The 16,361-nt window shown below is 65.4% G+C and carries 11 protein-coding genes; 6 read left to right on the top strand and 5 right to left on the bottom strand.

What is annotated here, in order from left to right:
• Positions 1–99 precede the first annotated feature (99 nt).
• Together ACJJVR_RS15225 and proS are read right to left on the bottom strand one after the other, a co-directional pair.
• Positions 100–1,284, bottom strand: a complete 1,185-nt coding sequence (locus ACJJVR_RS15225; protein ID WP_405405812.1) for an ABC transporter substrate-binding protein — start codon at positions 1,282–1,284, stop codon at positions 100–102.
• Positions 1,285–1,866: 582 nt separating this feature from the next.
• Positions 1,867–3,228: a proline--tRNA ligase gene (gene proS, locus ACJJVR_RS15220; protein WP_405405810.1), complete on the bottom strand. Its 1,362-nt coding sequence runs from the start codon at positions 3,226–3,228 to the stop codon at positions 1,867–1,869.
• A gap of 129 nt (positions 3,229–3,357) precedes the next feature.
• On the opposite strand from proS, the gene ACJJVR_RS15215 reads away from it, so the two are divergent.
• From ACJJVR_RS15215 to ACJJVR_RS15200, 4 genes are read left to right on the top strand one after another with little or no spacing between them, the layout of a single operon-like run.
• A complete protein-coding gene (locus ACJJVR_RS15215; RefSeq protein WP_405405809.1) occupies positions 3,358–4,569 on the top strand; it encodes an AI-2E family transporter in 1,212 nt (403 codons plus the stop codon).
• A gap of 4 nt (positions 4,570–4,573) precedes the next feature.
• Positions 4,574–5,278, top strand: coding sequence for a chromosomal replication initiator DnaA (locus ACJJVR_RS15210; RefSeq protein WP_405405807.1), 705 nt, complete (start codon positions 4,574–4,576; stop codon positions 5,276–5,278).
• 28 nt (positions 5,279–5,306) lie between these two features.
• Positions 5,307–7,472 (top strand): RNA degradosome polyphosphate kinase, encoded by a 2,166-nt coding sequence (locus tag ACJJVR_RS15205; protein ID WP_405405806.1) that lies wholly within the window; start codon positions 5,307–5,309, stop codon positions 7,470–7,472.
• Positions 7,473–7,526: 54 nt separating this feature from the next.
• Positions 7,527–9,050 carry a Ppx/GppA family phosphatase gene (locus ACJJVR_RS15200; protein ID WP_405405804.1) on the top strand — a complete coding sequence of 508 codons (1,524 nt, stop codon included), beginning with the start codon at positions 7,527–7,529 and terminating at the stop codon, positions 9,048–9,050.
• Between the two features lie 78 nt (positions 9,051–9,128).
• Here the strand turns inward: ACJJVR_RS15200 and groL are convergent, their stop codons facing one another.
• Together groL and ACJJVR_RS15190 are read right to left on the bottom strand one after the other, a co-directional pair.
• A complete protein-coding gene (gene groL, locus ACJJVR_RS15195; RefSeq protein ID WP_405405803.1) occupies positions 9,129–10,775 on the bottom strand; it encodes a chaperonin GroEL in 1,647 nt (548 codons plus the stop codon).
• 45 nt (positions 10,776–10,820) lie between these two features.
• Positions 10,821–11,108: a co-chaperone GroES gene (locus ACJJVR_RS15190; protein ID WP_405405801.1), complete on the bottom strand. Its 288-nt coding sequence runs from the start codon at positions 11,106–11,108 to the stop codon at positions 10,821–10,823.
• Between the two features lie 182 nt (positions 11,109–11,290).
• On the opposite strand from ACJJVR_RS15190, the gene ACJJVR_RS15185 reads away from it, so the two are divergent.
• Positions 11,291–12,298, top strand: a complete 1,008-nt coding sequence (locus ACJJVR_RS15185) for a TraB/GumN family protein (RefSeq protein WP_405405800.1) — start codon at positions 11,291–11,293, stop codon at positions 12,296–12,298.
• A 6-nt stretch (positions 12,299–12,304) separates the two neighbouring features.
• Here the strand turns inward: ACJJVR_RS15185 and ACJJVR_RS15180 are convergent, their stop codons facing one another.
• Complete coding sequence (locus ACJJVR_RS15180; protein WP_405405799.1) at positions 12,305–15,187, bottom strand: hypothetical protein; 2,883 nt, start codon at positions 15,185–15,187, stop codon at positions 12,305–12,307.
• 201 nt (positions 15,188–15,388) lie between these two features.
• Between ACJJVR_RS15180 and ACJJVR_RS15175 the strand changes: the two genes are divergently transcribed.
• Positions 15,389–16,327 (top strand): SIMPL domain-containing protein, encoded by a 939-nt coding sequence (locus tag ACJJVR_RS15175; RefSeq protein ID WP_405405797.1) that lies wholly within the window; start codon positions 15,389–15,391, stop codon positions 16,325–16,327.
• Positions 16,328–16,361: the final 34 nt, after the last annotated feature.

Genomic DNA, 16,361 nt, shown 5'->3' with positions numbered 1-16,361 from the left:
TCTTCACATTCTGGGTGAAGATCTGCCGTCAAGCAGCTGTTATTGTTATAAAACGGCCCGGCACCAATATGATGCCGGGCCGCATGTTCCGGTCTGTGATCAGCGATAGCCGACCACTTCCAGAACGCCATCCGTGAACTGAATCTCGCGGAAGGTACCGGCGGATTCACCAGGACCAACCAACTCGACCGAGGTACCGCCGACATAGTCCACGTCGCCGCCGCCGTTGATGATTTCCAGCGCCTTTGCCAACTGGCCGGGCAGGATCTCCTCGCCGGGGCCGTTGGCCACGTCCATGATGTGATCCTTGTAGACCGCCGGGTCCGAGGATTTCGCCTTGGCCATCGCCAGCAGCATCAGCGCCGCCGCGTCATAGGCCTCGGCCGAAAAGGCGCCCGAACCGTCAAAGCCCGCGGTTTCGGCCATCGCCAGATAAGCCTCGCGGCCCTCGCCCTCGGCGGCGGGGTTCTGCCCAAAGCTGCCCTCGATCTCGGAGCCGAAGTTGTCCTCCAGCGCCTGACCAACCATGCCGTCGGGGAACACGAACGTCTCGAACGCGCCGCTGTCCAGCGCGCCGCGAACGATGCCCGAACCGCCCTGATCGACATAACCCACCACGACCAGCGCATCGCCACCCGCAGCCGCCAGGGCCGCGATCTCGGCCGAATAGTCGGCCTTGCCGTCGTCATGCGCGCTGTTGACAGTCACGGTGCCGCCATTGGCGGTAAAGGCCGCGGCAAAGCTGTCGGCCAGACCCTTGCCATAGTCGTTGTTGGTATAGGTGACGGCGACGGTGTCGATATCGCGGTCCGCGATGATCTGGGCCATCACTTCACCCTGGCGGGCGTCCGACGGCGCAGTGCGGAAGAACAGGCCGTCATCCTCGATGTCGGTCAGCGCGGGCGACGTGGCCGACGGAGAGATCATGACGATCCCGTTCGCCTTGGCGACGTTTTCCAGCGAGGCGATCGTCTCTCCGGAGCACATGCCGCCGATCAGGCCCTTGATGCCCTCGGACGCGATTAGGCGCTCGACCGTCGCGGTGGCAGCGGCCGCATCGATGCATGTGCTGTCGCCGGTGACCGCGGCAACGGTTGACCCGTCCATCAGCAGACCGGAATCGCTGACTTCGGTCATGGCCATTTCGGCGCCCTGCTGCATCGCAGGGGCCATCGATTCCAGCGGACCGGTAAAGCCGAGCGAGATGCCCAGCTTGATTTCTTCGGCGCCCGCGGCACCGGCCATCATCGCCCCGGCGGCGGTCGCAAGAAGAAGTTTTTTCATGTGGAAGTCTCCCAGTTGGAACATTGTCCTGCACGTCAGGTTAAAAGCGCACTTTCTAAAAAGAAAGCGCGATATCACGTGTATCTGCATGGTTTTCGGACAGGTTGACGTCCGGCACAGGGCGATGCCTCAAAGGCCGTCGTCTTTGTCGCAGGGGCGGAATGCTGTGGGGACGTCGGTGGTACGATAATGTGCCGGGTGATCGGTACGCCCGGTCCACGACCAACCGATTTGATCCCGCCGAGCCGTCGGCCGGGCTGCGTGAAGTCGGCGGTTCTGAACCACCCGTGCAGCCCTATCGGACACAGCGTTTCGGCACGGGGTCGCGTCGATGTCCCTGACCATGCCACCTGGCGGTGCGGCCACAAAGCGTGATCGTGCCGCCGCCACGCCGCACCCAACGCCGACAAACAGACCGCCCGGGACGGGGTAACGGTGACGATTCATATCACCATCAATCCGCCTCTCAGGCTGCACATCCGTCGGTGCCAGTCCACGTCGCGTGGTTTACCGTTCGCATGAACTGACAACGCCAGATCAGGACAGCCGATTTCGGCCACACCAAACCCGCGTATCCGGCGCTTACTTGTCAGCGACCGTGACGCCCAGTACGGGCTGATAGATCTGCGCGATCCGGGCGATGGCCTCCTGTGGGGACACTTCCTCGGTCTGGCCGGTGCGCCGGCTGGTCAGTTCGACCTTATTTGCCGTCAGGCCGCGCGGGCCGACCGTGATGCGCCACGGCAGGCCGATCAGGTCCATCGACGCGAACTTGGCCCCGGCCCGTTCGTCACGATCATCGTACAGCGGGTCCAGACCGCGGGCCTGCAATTCCGCATAGATCGCGTCGCAGGCGGCGTCGGTGGAATTGTCGCCCTGCTTGAGGTTCACGATGCCGACGTGAAAGGGGGTCACGCCCTCGGGCCAGATGATGCCCTTGTCGTCGTGGTTCGCCTCGATGATCGCACCCAGCAGGCGCGACACGCCGATGCCGTGGCTGCCCATGTGGACGGGCACCTGCGCGCCATCGGAAGTACGGACGGTGGCACCCATCGGTTCGGAATACTTGGTGCCGAAATAAAAGATCTGGCCGACCTCGATCCCGCGTGCCGTGCGGCGGCGTTCCTCGGGGACCTCGGCATAGACGGCCTGGTCATGCGTCTCGTCGGTGCGGGCATAGCGGCTGGTGAATTCCTCCAGCACGGCCTGACATTCCTCGACACTGTCATAGTCGATCTGGCGGTCGCCAAAGGTCAGGTCGGTGATCTGGCTGTCATAGAACACCTCGGATTCGCCGGTCTCGGCCAGGACCAGGAATTCGTGCGTGTAATCGCCGCCGATCGGGCCGCCATCGGCGCGCATCGGAATCGCCTGCAGGCCCATCCGCTCATAGCTGCGCAGATAGCTGACCAGATGCCGGTTATAGGCGTGCAGCGCGTCCTCCTTGGTCAGGTCGAACGTATAGCCGTCCTTCATCAGGAACTCGCGGCCGCGCATCACGCCGAAACGGGGGCGGATCTCGTCGCGGAACTTCCACTGGATGTGGTACAGCGTCAGCGGCAGGTCCTTGTAGCTGCCAACGTGGCTGCGGAAGATGTCGGTGATCATCTCCTCGTTGGTGGGGCCGTACAGCAGGTCGCGCTTGTTGCGGTCCTTGATCCGCAGCATTTCCTCGCCGTAATCGTCATAGCGACCGCTTTCGCGCCACAGGTCGGCGGGTTGCAGGGTCGGCATCAGCATCGGGATGTGACCGGCGCGGGCCTGTTCCTCATGGACGATCTGCTCGATGCGACGCAGAACCTTGAAGCCCATCGGCAACCAGGAATAGATGCCTGCGGTCTGCTGCTTGATCATGCCCGCGCGCAGCATCAGCCGGTGGCTGACGATCTGCGCCTCTTTGGGGTCTTCCTTCAGCACGGGCAGGAAATAGCGCGACAGACGCATGGCACGGGTCCTTCAAAGCGGTTCGGTCCGCAGCGTTACCGGATCGGTCCGCCCTTGCCAAGCATCGCGCTTGCAACCAGACGCAGGGGGCGGCACATTCGCCGCAGGTTTCTGGACAAGGGTCGAACCATGCGCATTGCCGTACGCAAACAGGTCATGTGGTGGAGCATCGCGGCCCTGACGCTGCTGGTGACACTGTGGCTGCTGGGACAGGCCGTGCTGCCGTTCATCCTGGGGGCGGGAATCGCCTATCTGCTCGACCCGGTCGCCGACCGGCTGGAACGCGCGGGCCTGTCCCGCACCATGGCGGTGGTGGTGATCACATTCGCTGTCGTGCTGGTCTTTGTCGCGGTCGTGTTGCTGGTCATGCCGGTGCTGGTGCGCCAAGCAACCGCGCTGATCGAAACCGCGCCCGAGATGATCAGCCAGGCGCGCGGATTTCTGGACACACGGTTCCCCAGCCTGATCCCGCAGGGTGACGGGCTGCAACAGACCCTGACCGATTTTCAGGCGACGGTCGGCGAACAGGCGGGACGGCTTGCCTCGACCCTGCTGGGATCGGTCACCGGCGTGTTGGGGACGGTGGCACTGTTGGTCATCGTGCCGGTGGTGGCGTTCTATCTGTTGCTGGACTGGGACCACATGGTCACGGCCATCGACAACCTGCTGCCGCGCGAACATGCGGCCACCATCCGCCAATTGGCGTCCGAGATTGACGACGCCCTGTCGGGATTCCTGCGCGGGCAGGGGGTTGTGATCGCCATCCTGGGGACGTGGTACGCGCTGGCGCTGATGCTGGTCGGGCTGCCGTTTGGGTTCTTCATCGGGATCATGGCCGCGATGCTGTCGTTCATCCCCTATGTCGGCGTGCTGATCGGGGGTGCCACGGCCATCGGGGTGGCGCTGTTCAGCTTTTGGGGCGATCCGCTGTGGATCGGGGCTGTCGTGGCGATCTTTGCCCTGGGCCAGATCGTTGAGGGCAATTATCTGCAGCCCAAGATCGTCGGGGGCCATGTCGGCCTGCACCCGGTGTGGTTGCTGTTGGCGCTGTCCGTCTTTGGCGCGTTGTTCGGTTTTGTCGGCCTGGTCATGGCGGTGCCGATGGCGGCGGCGCTTGGGGTGCTGGCACGGTTCCTGATCGCGATCTATCGCGAAAGCGCGCTGTTCACCGGACAGACCGTTCCGGCAGAGCCGTCGCAACCCATCCTGGTCGAGATGGTGCCCGCGGGAACCGTGGCCGACCGGATGCGCACGGCACGCGTAGACTCGGACCGCGCCCGCAGCCACCAGTATATCGAGGCCATGCAGGAAGACCTGGCGCGCCGCGACCCCCGGGGCTGACAGGTTGAGCCTGTTTCCGCCCTCGCGCCAGCTGACGTTGGATCTGACGACGCCACCCGCCCATGCGCGGGCCGATTTCCTGCCGGCGCCGGCGAACCACGCCGCGCTGAAGGCGCTGGACCGCCCGCAGGACTGGCCCGCCGGCCGGATGCTGCTGATCGGACCCGAAGGATCGGGCAAGACCCATCTGGCGGCATTCTGGGCGGCTGAAAACGGTGCGCGACGCATCAGTGCATCGGCCCTGCGCCCCGATGCCGCCGATCTGCTGGCAACCGATGGCGGCGCCGTGGTGGTCGAGGATGCCGATCATGCGGGCTTTGCGGCCGGTGCGGAACAGGCCCTGTTCCACCTGTGGAACCTGTGCGGTCCGCGGGACTGTCTGCTTTTGCTGACCGCGCGCACGCCGCCGCGCGACTGGGGGCTGGTGCTGCCCGACCTGCGGTCGCGGATGGACGCGATGCCCCAGGTCCGCCTGGGATCCCCGAACGAGGCGCTGCTGGCCGCCGTGCTGGTCAAGCTGTTCGCGGATCGTCAGGTGGCCGTACCCGCGGGTTTGATCGATTGGCTGGTGTTGCACATGGACCGCGATCTGGGGCTGGCGCGTCGTCTGGTCACCGCGATGGATCATGCGGCGATGTCCCAAAAGGGGCCCGTCACCCGGCGCATTGCCGCCGACCTGCTGGACAAGCTGTCCGAGGCTGACGCATGATCGCGGCCACGCCAGCTGCCGGACGATCATGACACAAGCCGATTTTCTTCGCACACCGTTCCCCGAACCCAAGGCAATGTCCGAGGGCGTTCCCGAAGGAGCCGCGCGGTTCTTCAACCGCGAACTGTCATGGTTGTCCTTCAACTGGCGCGTGCTGGACGAGGCGCGCAACCCGCGTGTGCCCCTGCTGGAACGGCTGCGCTTTGTATCGATCAGCGCGACGAACCTGGACGAATTTTATACCGTCCGCGTCGCGGGACTGCGCGAACTGGTGCGCGAAGGCAGCGCCACCCCCTCTGATGACGGGCTGTCGTCGGCGGAACAGTTGGCGCTGATCAACGCCGATGCCCGCCGCCTGATGGGCGCGCAACAGGGGGTGTGGAACAGCCTGCGCAAGGAAATGGAACAGGTGGGTATCGTCATCCTGTCCCGTCAGCGCCTGACCCGCGCCGAAGAGGAGTTCCTGAACGGCCATTTCCAGAACCTGGTGTTTCCGGTCCTGTCGCCCCTGGCGATCGACCCCGCGCATCCGTTCCCGTTCATTCCGAACGCCGGATTTTCGCTGGCGCTGGAGCTGGCGCGTGAAACAGACGGTCGCAAGATGCAGGCCCTGTTGCCGATCCCGGCGCAGCTGCCGCGGTTCGTTCCGCTGCCGGGCGGGCAACGCTTTCTTCGGCTGGAGGATCTGCTGCTGATGCATCTTTCCAGTCTGTTCCCCGGCTATCGCGATGTTGGCCATTGCAGCTTTCGCGTTCTGCGCGACAGCGATCTGGAGGTCGAGGAAGAGGCAGAGGATCTGGTCCGCGAATTCGAGACGGCGCTGAAACGCCGCCGTCGCGGCAGCGTCATCCGGCTGAAGATCACCGCCGGCGCGCCCGACCGCCTGCGCCGCCTGATCATGGAAAAACTGGAGGTCAGCCCCGACGAGGTGATCGAGGTCGAGGGTCTTTTGGGTATGGCCGACCTCAGCGAACTGGTCCTGGACAGCCGTCGCGACCTAATGTGGCCCGCCTTTACGCCGCGGGTACCGGAACGTATCCAGGACCATGACGGCGACATGTTCGCGGCGATCCGCCAAAAGGACATGCTGCTGCATCATCCCTACGAGACGTTCGACATGGTCGTCCGCTATCTGGCGCAGGCCGCGCGCGACCCCGATGTGCTGGCGATCAAGCAGACGCTGTACCGAACCAGCCGCGACAGCCCGATCGTCGACGCACTGTGCGAGGCGGCCGAGGCCGGCAAGTCCGTGACCGCGCTGGTGGAACTCAAGGCGCGGTTCGACGAGGCGGCAAACATCCGCCAGTCGCGCAGGCTGGAACGATCCGGCGCGCATGTCGTGTATGGATTCGTGAACTACAAGACCCATGCCAAGATCAGCACCATCGTGCGGCGCGAGGGCGAGGGGCTGGTGACCTATACCCATTACGGGACCGGCAACTATCACCCAATCACCGCGCGCATCTATACCGACCTGTCGCTGTTCACCTGCAACCCGGCGCTTGGCCGGGACGCGACCAAGGTCTTCAACTATCTGTCCGGCTATGTGCAGCCGGCGGGGTTGGAGAACCTGTCGATCTCTCCGATCGACCTCAAATCCCGGTTGATCGACCTGATCGGCCGCGAGGCTGAATACGCCCGGCAGGGCCGCCCCGGCGCGATCTGGGCCAAGATGAATTCGTTGATCGAAAAGGATGTGATCGAGGCGTTGTATGCGGCCAGCGCAGCAGGCGTCCGGATCAGCCTGATCATTCGCGGAATCTGCGGAATTCGACCGGGCATCAAAGGCTTGTCTGAAAATATTCGTGTAAAATCGATTGTCGGCCGCTATCTTGAACACAGCCGCATTGTCTGTTTCGGGTCCGGCCACGGCCTGCCATCCGCCAAGGCGCGGGTGTTCATCAGTTCTGCCGACTGGATGGACCGCAATCTGAACCGTCGCGTCGAAACGCTGGTCGAATGCGTCAACGACACGGTCAAGGCGCAGATTGTCAATCAGGTCATGGCCGCCAACATGGCCGACGAGGCGCAAAGCTGGTTGTTGCAGCCGGATGGTCGTTTTCTGCGTTACTTGCCCGAAGGGCGTGACGATCTGTTCAACTGTCACCTTTTCTTTATGGAAAACCCGTCCCTGTCGGGTCGGGGAACGGCGGGCGCGCGCGATGTGCCTGCCCTGACCCATTCCGCGGATTGACGCTCAGTCACCGCCGGGCCACGTAACAGGCGATAAACGACAAGGGGCTGCAAGATGAACGGCGTGCGCACGACAAGTGGCAAGACGATCGAGCCATTCGGCGGCAAGTTCCGCAAGCTGCCCAAACGGGCCTTGAAACGGATCGGCGTGGTCGATGTCGGGTCGAACTCGATCCGTTTGGTCGTGTTTGACGGGGCGGCCCGGTCGCCGGCCTATTTTTACAATGAGAAAATCATGGCGGGGCTGGGGCAGGACATGGCCCGCACCGGCCGGCTGAACCCCGAGGGGATCAAACGCGGTTTCTCGGCCCTGGCCCGGTTCGCGGCCTTGGCGCGCAGCATGGACATCGCGCCGCTGACCTGCGTGGCGACCGCTGCCGTGCGCGAGGCCGAGGACGGCCCCGCATTCCAGCGCCGCGTCGAGAAGGAGACCGGCCTTCAGCTGCACGTGATCGACGGCGAGGAAGAGGCGCGCCTGTCCGCACAGGGAGTGCTGCTGGGCTGGCCCGATGCGCGCGGGCTGGTTTGTGACATCGGCGGCAATTCGATGGAACTGGCCGAGGTCGCGGACGGCAAGGTCGGACGGCGGGTAACGTCCCAGCTGGGTCCGTTCCGCCTGCAGCAGGTGGCACCCGATCAGTTGCGCGCGCATATCACAACGATCCTGCAGGGGCTGGCAGAAAAGCTGGGCACCAATCACGACCGGATCTATCTGGTCGGCGGATCGTGGCGTGCCATCGCACGGCTGGACATGGAGCGGTCAAAGTATCCCATGACCGTCCTGCATGAATACCGCATGACCCCAGACGCCGTGGCGGACACGGTCGCCTGGATCGGCAAGCATGATCTGGGCACGCTGCGTGCCAAGGTCGGCATCTCCGCGTCGCGGATCGAGCTGGTGCCGCTGGCATCTCAGGTGCTGTCCCAGCTGATCGAGGTGTTCGGCCCCAAGGAGTTGGCGATCTCCAGCTATGGCATCCGCGAAGGACTGCTGTACGAACATATGTCCACGACGCTGCGCAAGCGCGACCCGCTGATCGAAGCGGCGCGGTTCACCGAAAAGCAGATGGCCCGCCTGCCGGGTTTCGGCAAGAAACTGTACCAGTTCCTGCTGCCGCTGTTTCCGAACCTGACGCCTGAACGCGACCGGCTGATGCGCGCGGCCTGCCTGTTGCACGACACCGCATGGCGCGCCCACCCTGATTACCGGGCCGAGGCCTGTTTCGACAATGTCACCCGCGCGAACATGGCCGCGCTCAGCCACCCGGAGCGGATCTTTCTGGGACTGGCGTTGCTGCACCGATATAAGAACAGCCGCGCTGAATCACAGATGGCCCCGCTGTTTGCGCTGCTTAATGACGACCAGATCCGCGATGCGGAGGTTCTGGGCAAGGCCATGCGCTTTGGCGCGATGTTCGCGATCGACGATCCGTCCGATGCCGCCAGCCTGCGTATGACGAACGCGGGAACGCTGGAACTGCGCCTGACCGCGACCGGGCGGCACCTGATGGGAGAGGTCGCGCAATCGCGCTTTCAGTCGCTGTGCAAATCCGTCGGCGTCGAGGGCGCCATCAAATAACGCCGCCATCATCGCCGGATGCGAAAAGGGCGCCCCGAGGGGCGCCCTTTCCTGTTCTGCCAAGTGGCAGGGGAATGATTACATCATTCCGCCCATGCCGCCCATGTCGGGCATGCCGCCGCCGGCACCACCCTGGCCCTTGGGCTCGGGCTTTTCGGCGATCATGGCTTCGGTCGTGATCAGCAGGCCGGCCACCGAAGAGGCGTCTTCCAGTGCGGTGCGGACGACCTTTGCGGGGTCGATCACGCCGAACTTGAACATGTCGCCATATTCTTCGGTCTGAGCGTTGAAGCCGAATGCCTTGTCGGTCGACTCGCGCACTTTGCCTGCAACGACTGCGCCGTCGACGCCTGCGTTTTCAGCGATCTGGCGCATCGGTGCCTCCAGCGCGCGACGAACGATGGCGATGCCCGCGTTCTGGTCGCTGTTCTCGCCGGTGAGACCTTCCAGCACCTTGCCACCCTGAACCAGAGCCACGCCGCCGCCGACGACAACGCCTTCCTGGACAGCTGCACGGGTTGCGTTCAGTGCGTCATCGACGCGGTCCTTACGCTCTTTGACTTCGATTTCGCTCATGCCGCCAACGCGGATGACTGCGACGCCGCCAGCCAGCTTGGCCACACGCTCCTGCAGCTTTTCCTTGTCATAGTCCGAGGTGGTTTCCTCGATCTGCTGACGGATCTGGCTGACGCGTGCCTCGATCTCGGCCTTGTCACCGGCGCCATCAACGATGGTCGTGGTGTCTTTGTTGATCGTGATCTTTTTCGCACGGCCCAGCATGTCGATGCCGACATTTTCCAGCTTCATGCCCAGATCTTCGCTGATGACCTGACCGCCGGTCAGGATCGCCAGATCCTGCAGCATCGACTTGCGGCGATCGCCAAAGCCCGGTGCCTTGACGGCTGCGATCTTCAGACCGCCGCGCAGCTTGTTGACGACCAAGGTCGCCAGGGCTTCGCCTTCGACGTCTTCCGAGATGATGACCAGCGGCTTGCCCGACTGGATGACAGCTTCCAGCAGCGGCACCATCGGCTGCAGCGAGGAAAGCTTCTTCTCGTGCAGCAGGATATAGGCGTCTTCCATATCCGCGACCATCTTGTCGGGATTGGTGACGAAATAGGGCGACAGGTAGCCGCGGTCGAACTGCATGCCTTCGACGACTTCGACCTCGGTCTCCATCCCCTTGTTCTCTTCGACGGTGATGACACCCTCGTTGCCGACCTTCTGCATCGCGTCAGCGATGAAGCGGCCGATATTGGCTTCGCCGTTCGCCGAGATCGTGCCGACCTGAGCGACTTCGTCGCTGTCGTTCACAGGGCGCGATGCGGCCTTGATGGCCTCGACGACTTTCAGCGTGGCCAGATCGATGCCGCGCTTGAGGTCCATCGGGTTCATGCCGGCCGCAACGGCCTTCATGCCCTCTTTGACGATGGCTTGTGCCAGCACGGTTGCGGTCGTGGTGCCGTCGCCTGCTTCGTCATTGGTGCGGGACGCGACTTCGCGAACCATCTGGGCGCCCATGTTCTCGAACTTGTCGGACAGTTCGATCTCTTTGGCGACCGACACACCGTCCTTGGTGATGCGGGGCGCACCGAACGACTTGTCGATGACCACGTTGCGGCCCTTGGGACCCAGCGTGACCTTGACGGCATCGGCCAGAATGTTGACGCCGCGCAGCATGCGGTCGCGTGCGTCGGTGCCGAATTTGACTTCTTTAGCAGCCATTGGAAATCTCCTGAATTATGGGGAAAGTGCGCGTCTTGGGGCTGATCAGCTCAGCACGCCCAGGATGTCGCTTTCCTTCATGATCAACAGCTCTTCGCCATCGACTGTGACCTCGGTGCCCGACCATTTGCCGAACAGGACGCGGTCGCCTGCATGGACTGCCGGTGCGATCAGCTCGCCCGAATCCTTGCGTGCGCCTTCGCCCACGGAAATGATCTCGCCCTCTGCGGGCTTTTCTTTGGCGTTGTCGGGGATGATCAGACCGCCCTTGGTCTTTTCTTCACCCTGGACGCGACGGACCAGCACGCGGTCGTGCAGCGGTTTGAATGCCATTGTCGAACACTCCTTGATTCAGGTTTCAGTGTTTCTTTGTTGGCACTCACACACTGCGAGTGCCAATGACGGCTAAATAGGCGAACCACCATTCTCTGTCAACGGGTCGTCGTGCGTCGACGTCTGGCGGCGCGGGGTCAAACATGCCAATTTGAGGCTGTGGAAAAACAGCAGGAATGCCCATGCGACTGATGATTGCTGCGCTGATGTTCGCCCTGTCAGGACAGGGCGCATTGGCGGCCTGCACTGGCCAGAACCTGTTCGACACCATGCCCCCCGAACAGGCCCAGGCGATCGAATTCGCCAGCCGCGATGTTCCCTTCCGCAAGGGGTTGCTGTTCCAGGCGGTCCGCGGAGACCAGCATATAACACTGGTTGGCACCTATCATTTCGGCGATGCGCGCCACCAACCCATGATCGAACGGGTCCGACCGCTGATAGAGCGTGCCCATGCCCTGTACGTCGAAGCCGCCCCCGAGGAGGAGGCCCGACTGACCCGCGCGCTGACCGAGGATCCGACCCTGATGGTCGATCCCGACGGTCCCACCTTGCCGGAACGCCTGTCCGCTCCCGAATGGACGACGCTGTCGCAGGCGATGTCGGACAGGGGCACGCCCGGCGTGATCACCGCAAGGATGCGGCCGTGGTATGTTGCGCTGATGTTGGGCGTGTCGCCCTGCATGATCCGGACCATGGCCGAGCAAGGCGAGAAAGCCGAGGGCCTGGACCACCTGTTGGTGGCAGAGGCACAGGAGGCTGACACGCCTGTCCGGTCGCTGGAGCCGTGGGACACGATCTTTGGCCTGTTCGATGGCCTGACCCCCGAACAGGAATTGGACATGATCCGGGCCAGCCTGCCTGCTGCCAGCTATGCCGACGATTACGCCGTGACGCTGACGGATGCCTATTTCGACGGGAATGTCTGGGCAATCTGGGAGTTCGGGCGGTTCGACGCCTATGCCAATTCTGGATTGTCGAGAGAGGAGGTTGACGGCCAGATGGCTCTGGCCCAGACCCGTCTGATGGACGACCGCAACCGCGCCTGGATCGCGACCTTGCTGGCGGGGGCCGCTGCGGCGGGTGACGATGGCATCGTCGCGGCGTTCGGTGCGCTGCACCTGCCCGGAGATGCGGGCGTCCTGTCGCTGCTGCAGAAAGAGGGATTCACGATCACCCGTCTGGACGGGTGATCGGATCTATTGGCCGTTCAGCACGCCAAGCGCATGGGCGCGGCCCTGTTTCTGATACGTGATGCGGCTATCGCCGATCTCGCTGATGGTGCCGCCGTTGATGCGGTCTCCGATGCGCAATGTCAGAACCCGCCCGTTCGACAGGCGCACCAGCGCGCGGCTGGCGCGGCCTGCGCCGATCGTGCCGATGATCTGGGTGCTGTTCAGCTGGATCCCGTCCGTGACCGTTGCGCTGGCCGCGGCGTTCCCGATGGCGTTTTGCGGAACAGCGGCGACCACATCAGGTTCGCTGTCGACCTCGGGCGGCTGATAGCGCTGGTTGCGGGACGCGGCCGACTGTGCCTCGGCCTGGGCTTGCGCGCGGGCGCGGGCCTCGGCTTGGGCGCGTGCCTGGGCTTCGGCTTGGGCGTCGGCTGCGGCCTGTGACCGGGCCCGGGCTTCGGCCTGCGCCTGGAGTTCTGCGTCCTGGCGGCGCTGATCGGCGATGGCGGCCTCGGCCGACTGTGCTTGCGCGGCGGCGCGCAGGTCCGGTGATGACGGAGACAGGGCAGCGGCAACAGGCGCCGCCGTCGCGACCATCGCGTTGACCGCGGCACGGCCCGCACGGCGCGGAGGAACAGCCGACGATGTCAACGCAGTCAGTGCCACCGCCCCGGGGGCCGCAGGGCTGTCGCCGATGGCCGATGCGATGGCGGCCTCCACAGCACGGTCAGACGCCGCGGGGTTTGCGACGGCACGCGTGCCGGGTCGACTGTTGGGACGTGCTGACCGCGAGATCGCACCAGAGGGGGCGGCGGTCGGGCCGGGATCGACAGCCGCGGGCCGCGGCGCGGCCAGACTGGCGGCGGCACTGGCCCGCGCAGCAGGGCGGGCCTCGTCGACAGCGTCCTCAACGGCCTGCTGAGACGGTGCCCGGACGGCGACCGGGCGGCGTGTGGGCCGGGCATCGGCCAGCTGGAACACCAGCCCGCGTTCTGCATGGGTCATCGGTGCCGCACCGGCCTGTGCGGTCCGCAGATCACGCAATTGCAGGGTGATCAGCACGCGTTCCGCCTGCGTCAGCGGGACCTGTTTGTCCGGGCCGCTGCCCTCGTCCAGCAGGGACAGCTGATCAGGCCGCGACGGCGGTCGCGTGGTTGGTTGTGCCGGGGCGGCTGCGGACGCGGCGGCGGGACGTGTCGGGGCGGGGCTTGGCGGACGGGCCGGCGCAGGGCTGGCCTGTGCGGGGGCTGCCGGGGCAGGGGTCGTGGTTGTGGCGGGCGGATTTGCCGGAGCCGATGCGGGCGCAGGCCGCGGCGCAACGGCTGCGGCCGGACGGGACGGCGGACGCGCGGCCGCGACCGGGGCGGTGGTCTGGTTCTGAACGGCAAAGGGCAGTGGGTCCGCCGGGACAGTCGGCTGGCGATCCGGCGCGGCCGGCGCGGCTGCCGCGGCAGGCGTCGCTCGTGGCGGGCGGGCCGACCGCGCCAGCCGTTCGGCCTGCGCGGCGGCAGCTTGGGATTGCGACGTGGGCGGGACTGCCGCAGGCGTGGCGTTTGGTGCCGCAGGTGAAGGTGCGGTGGGCAATGGCACCGCAGCACTGGCGGTTTCAGCAGGGGGTGCAGGCGCGGCTGCAGGGGCCCCGGCGGGTGCCCGGGCCAAGTCGGCGATCATCGATGCCGCAGGCGGAATGGCAACCGGTGCTGTCGCGGCGCGTTCCGCGATGGTGGAACGCGCCTGCGCAAGAGCCTCGGCCAAGGCCTCGTCCAGCGCGTCGGGTTCGTCGGACATCGCTGCCGCGGTATCGGCAGTCAGAGGTTCCTGAATGACAGGTTCCGGTTCGACCGCGACCGGTGCGACGACAGGTTGCGTTTCGGGGGCGGGTGCCTCCTGCGGCGGCTGTGCCTCGACCGGGGTCTGTGCCTCTGGGGCCGCGGCCAGTTCCGTCTGGGGTGCTGGGCGGCCAAGGAACAGCAGCGCCATGACAAGCATCAGCGCCAGCCCGCCAACCAGCACCGGCAGGCGGGCCGGGTCCAGTCCGCGCAAGCGATCGACCAGTTGTGGCGCTGCGGGCTGGGCAGGCGCGGCACTGTCGCGTTGCGTCCGCGCGGCGGCGGCCCGGCTGTGTACGGCCTCGGCGCGCGGGGACAGGCGCTGTGCGGTCAGCGGCCCGGTGCCGTGACGGATCACGGCAGCCGGGGTTTCTGCGGTCGTGGGCGTCGGCTGGTCGACGGTGACGTCGACCACCGTCGGCGCGGGAGCCGCGGCGGGTGCGATGACAAAATGCGGGATGATCCGCGAGATGACGGGGACGACCGGTGCGCCGGGCTGTTCCACCTCGATTTGCGGGGCGGTGACGCGTGCCTGACTCAGGACGGGTTCGCTGAACGGGCGGCGGTTGAACTGTTCCTCAACCAACCGCGAGGGGCCAAAGTCAGGATGGCCCTCGAACCGGTCATCACCCGGACGCGCCTGGAATCCCGACGGGCGGAACCCCTGGGCGCGGGCAAAATCCTCTGCCTCGTGCAGGGTGCGGCGGGCCACGGCGGCAACGCGCAGGGTCTCTATGTCGCCATTCGCGGCGGGACACCAGTCAAAGGCCAGGTCATCAGCCCGATAGGGGGTTGCCGCCTCCAGCGCGCGCGCGATGGTTGCGGCGGTGTCGGACCCGAAGGGAACCGTCAAGACCGTATACAGGATCTGGTCGTCCGGAATGACCAGCATCGTGTCCAGTTCACCTGCCTGACCGCCCGCCTGTTCGCGCAGCCCGTTCAGCACGGCGGCCATATCGCCGCCGGCGAAGCGTGCATCGCCCAACGGCCGCCAGTCAGGGCCGTTGCGGCATTCCAGCCGAACCGCCTCCTGGGTAAAGCTCATGGCGAATTCGGGTGGCGCGGCGTGCTGGTTCATGGCTGTCTTCACTGCTCGGGGTGCGTCACGTGGGCTTGCCCGCAACGTCATTGTTCACCTCTTATGTCTACCGCAAATTGTGGAACGTTGAAAGAAGAACTGCCATATCTGTGATCGGATTTGCGCGCGAAAAGACTAGGATGCGGGCATCGGGCAGGGCATCAACGTCCGTGCGAACACGCGATCAGAAAGGATCCCCTGATGCGACCGATCTTCCGTGCCCTCCCTGCGGGGCGGCTGGCCCTGTCCGTGGCCCTGACCGCCCTGATGGCGGCCCCCGCCCTTGCCGCGCCCATGGCCTGCGGTCCTGCCGGCCCGTCGCGACTGACGGTCAGCGGAACGGGACAGACCCGCGTCGCCCCCGACATGGCGACCGTCCAGCTGGGCGTGACCACGCAAGCCGACAGCGCCGCCGCCGCGATGGAGCAGAACAGCACCCAACAGGGCGCCGTGATCGAGGCGCTGACCGGCGCCGGGATCGATCAGGCACAAATTCAGACCTCGGGGCTGAACCTGAACCCGTTGATGCAATACGGTGAAAACCGGGCGCCGACCGTCACCGGCTATCAGGCGACGAACACCGTGGCGGTGCGTGTCTCTGACCTGGCCCGGTTGGGCGAGGTTCTGGATGCCATCGTCACCGCCGGTGCCAATGAGATCAACGGCATCACCTTCAGCCGCGAGGATGGCGGCGATGCACAGGATCAGGCCCGCCGCGACGCGGTCGCCGATGCGCGCCGCAAGGCCGATCTGTTGGCAGAGGCCGCGGGCGTCGATCTGGGTCCGGTGCTGACCCTGCGCGATATTCAGACCGGCGGGGGCGGCCCGCGCCCAATGATGCGCATGGAGGCCGCGATGGCCGATGCCGTTCCGATCCAGGCCGGAGAGGTCGAGATGTCCGCCCAGGTCGAGGTCGAATACGCGCTGGCCGGAGAGGGGGCCTGTGCTCCCATAGGGCCGCGCGACAACGGGATGCAGCATGGCGATCATGGACACGGCATGGCGGAACATGGTGGCCCTGAAGGTGGTTCTGATGGCGGTCCCGTGAACCCGCCGATGCCCGGTGACGGTGCGCCCGCGCCGGATGAGCCGATCGTTCCGGGCATCGTCGAGCCGCTGCCCGAGACCCCGGCGAACTGACCCCGCATGGACGGGCCGGGGGTGATCCCCGGCC

Origin of the sequence: Paracoccus sp. Ld10 (assembly GCF_045064235.1) — a bacterium.
Taxonomy (GTDB): domain Bacteria; phylum Pseudomonadota; class Alphaproteobacteria; order Rhodobacterales; family Rhodobacteraceae; genus Paracoccus.
Note: the sequence above shows the minus strand (reverse complement) of the source record. Positions and strands in the feature narration are given on the sequence as shown.